This window comes from Pseudoroseomonas ludipueritiae (genome assembly GCF_014490445.1).
Taxonomy (GTDB): Bacteria; Pseudomonadota; Alphaproteobacteria; order Acetobacterales; family Acetobacteraceae; genus Pseudoroseomonas; species Pseudoroseomonas ludipueritiae.
On the sequence record NZ_JACTUZ010000273.1, the window covers coordinates 1 to 3,034 of the forward strand.

At 70.9% G+C, this 3,034-nt stretch carries 2 protein-coding genes and 1 pseudogene; all 3 read right to left on the reverse strand.

Features of this window, described 5'->3' with window-relative positions; translation table 11 throughout:
- Window positions 1-309 precede the first annotated feature (309 nt).
- Window positions 310-1,593 (reverse strand): bifunctional folylpolyglutamate synthase/dihydrofolate synthase, encoded by a 1,284-nt coding sequence (locus IBL25_RS25390; protein WP_187781232.1) that lies wholly within the window; start codon window positions 1,591-1,593, stop codon window positions 310-312.
- 11 nt (window positions 1,594-1,604) lie between these two features.
- Complete coding sequence (accD, locus tag IBL25_RS25395; RefSeq protein ID WP_187781233.1) at window positions 1,605-2,510, reverse strand: acetyl-CoA carboxylase, carboxyltransferase subunit beta; 906 nt, start codon at window positions 2,508-2,510, stop codon at window positions 1,605-1,607.
- Window positions 2,511-2,597: 87 nt separating this feature from the next.
- Window positions 2,598-3,034, reverse strand: a pseudogene (locus IBL25_RS25400) (ArsR/SmtB family transcription factor); the annotation flags it as partial.

The following is a 3,034-nucleotide window of genomic DNA, read 5'->3' on the forward strand; positions in this document are numbered from 1 at the left end:
CGGCCTGCGAGAAGCTGCGGACGCAGGGCGCCTGCATCATCGTCTCGCCGGACGCGCAGGGCTGAGGAAAGGCCGGGGGAAGGAATTCCCCCGGACCCCTATCTTCTTTTTTCGAGTTGGAGCCCAGACGACCGGTCGGTCGCCTGGGCTTTTTCAATGAAGGCCATGCGGGCTGAACCCGCAGCCGCCGGAGGGCTCAGCCCTTTGGCGTGCAAGGGTGCCGCCGCAGGCGCATCCGAGAACTGGAAAAGATAAAGAAGGGGCGCAAACGTATACGTTTGCGGGGGGGAATTCATTCCCCCAACCTCTTCAATCGACGGCTGTCCCGTCCGCCTTGAGCACTTCGCCCGCCAGATACAGGCTGCCGCAGATCAGCACGCGCCCCGGCTCTCCGCCTGAAGCGGCGATGGCGCGCAGGGCATCCGCCACATGTGGCCCAGGGTGCGCCATGCCGCCGGATGCGGCGACGATCTCCTCCACCGTCATGGCCAGGTGCTGGCCGGGCTCGGCCACGGCCCAGAGCGACTCGGCGAGCGGCAGCAGCGGGCGCAGGAAGGCGCCCGATTCCTTGCCCTTCTTCATGCCCACCACGAGGTGGCGCGGGCGGTCGGCCCAGTTGGGCAGATGGGCGGCCAGTGCCTGCCCAGCCCCGGCATTATGGCCGCCATCCAGCCACAGCTCCCAGCCGGGCGGCAGCAGCGCGGCCAGGGCACCGTGCAGGCGTTGCAGGCGGGCGGGCCAGGCGGCGGTGGAAAGGCCGGCGGCGATGGCCGCGTCACTCAGCCAGGAAGGGTTCCAGGCGCGCAGGGCGGCAATGGCGATCCCGGCATTCTCCGCCTGGTGCGGGCCGGGCAGGGCGGGCGGCGGCAGGTGCAGCACGCCGCGCGGGTCGGCATAGCGCAGCCCGTCCTCGTTGAGCTGCACGGTCCAGGCGCCGCCGCGCTCATGCAGCGGGGCACCCTGGGCGGTGGCCTCGGCATCCAGCTCGGCCCGGGCTTCGGGTTCCTGATAGCCGGTGACCACGGGCACGCCGGGCTTGATGATGCCGGCCTTCTCGGCCGCGATGGCGGCCAGCGTGTTCCCCAGGAAGTCCATGTGGTCCATGGAGATGCTGGCGATGGCGCAGGCCACGGGGTGGTCCACCACATTGGTGGCGTCGTAGCGGCCGCCGAGCCCGACCTCCAGCACCAGCAGGTCTGCCGGCACCCGGCTGAAGAGCAGGATGCCCACCGCCGTCGTCACCTCGAAGACCGTGATGGGCTGGCCGGCATTGACAGCCTCCACCTCCTCCAGCGCCGCCGCCAGGGCTTCTTCCGTCACCAGCCGGCCGGCGAGGCGGAAGCGCTCATGGAAGCGCACCAGATGCGGCGAGGTATAGACATGCACCCGCTGCCCCGCCGCCTCGGCGATGGCGCGCAGGAAGGCGCAGACCGAGCCCTTGCCATTGGTGCCGGCGACATGGATCACCGGCGGCAGGTTCCGCTCCGGGTGGCCCAATGCCGCCAGCAGGCGTTGCAGCCGCTCCAGGCTGAGGTCGATCAGCTTCGGGTGCAGGCTGTGCAGCCGGTCGATGATGGCTTCCGAGCGCCCCATGGTCGGTCCGTTCAGGCGTTGGCGGCGGGCGGGGCGGCCGGTTCCTCGGCGGCCTCGGCAGGCTCGGCCGGGCGCTTGTCCCGCAGCAGGGAGATGACCCGCGCCAGGGAGGCGCGCATCTCGCCACGGTGCACCACCATGTCCAGGATACCGTGCTCCAGCAGGTATTCGGCGCGCTGGAAGCCTTCGGGCAGCTTTTCCCGCACCGTCTGCTCGATCACGCGGGCGCCGGCGAAGCCGATCAACGCATTGGGCTCGGCGATATGGATGTCGCCCAGCATGGCGAAGGAGGCGGTGACGCCGCCGGTGGTCGGGTCCGCCATCACCACGATGAAGGGCAGGCCGGCTTCCTTGACCATCTGCGTCGCGATGACCGTGCGCGGCATCTGCATCAGGCTCACGGCGCCTTCCTGCATGCGCGCGCCGCCGGAGGCGGTGAAAACGATCAGCGGTGCGTCCTGCAGCACGGCCAGCTTGGCGGCGGTGACGATGGCCTCGCCCACGCCGGCGCCCATGGAGCCGCCCATGAAGCCGAATTCGAAGGCCGCGACCACGGCACGGTGGCCGTCGATGGCGCCATGGGCCACCACCACCGCGTCATCCATGCCGGCTTTCGCCTGGGCTTCCTTCAACCGGTCCGCGTAGCGGCGCTGGTCGCGGAAGCGCAGCGGGTCCGCGGGCGCGCGGGGCAGCTCGATGCGCTGGAAGCCCTCGTCCAGCGTGTACTCGATGCGCTGGCTGGCCGCGATGCGCATGTGGTGGCCGCAATGCGGGCAGACATGCAGGCTGCGCTCCAGATCCTTGTGGAAGATCATCTGGTTGCAGGCCGGGCACTGGTGCCAGAGGTTGTCCGGCACTTCCTTGCGGCCGAGCCAGGTCTGGATCTTCGGCAGCGCCCATTCGCTGATCCAGTTCATGGCAAGCATCCTTCCTGTGGCACCGCGCCTACAGCATGGCGCGCGGCGTGGTAGGACCAGCGCGGGGCAAATGGCAAGAGCGCGCTTTCAGCCAGGCCGCAACTCCACCCCGAAGCGGGCGCGGAAGCCCTGCTCCCCGGCCGGGGTGATCAGCAGCGCCCGGGTGCCTTCCCGCCGCCGCAGCCAGCCCATGTCCAGGCAGCGGGCGCAGAGCGCGGCGCCGATCGCCCCGGCCAGATGCGGGCGCCGCTCGCTCCAGTCCAGGCAGGGGCGGCAGAGCAGGCGGCGGGAGGGTTTGGCCTCCACCCCCAGCCCATGCAGGAATTCGGTGCCGGCGGGCGTGATCTCCGCGCCATCCCCTTCCAGCAGCAGGTGCCCGCGCGTCACCAGCGAATCGGCGATGGCCACCGCCAGCCGCCCGGCCAGATGGTCGTAGCAGGTGCGGGCCTGCCGCAGCGCCGAGTCGCGCGGGCCGGTGGCCGGGGCGGGGCGGGCGGCGCCGGCCAGCGCCATCAGCCCTTCCA

Coding starts and splice junctions, on each gene's coding strand:
- IBL25_RS25390 (WP_187781232.1), bottom strand. CDS start 1,593: ATGGGGCGCTCGGAAGCCATCATCGACCGGCTGCACAGCCTGCACCCG.
- accD (WP_187781233.1), bottom strand. CDS start 2,510: ATGAACTGGATCAGCGAATGGGCGCTGCCGAAGATCCAGACCTGGCTC.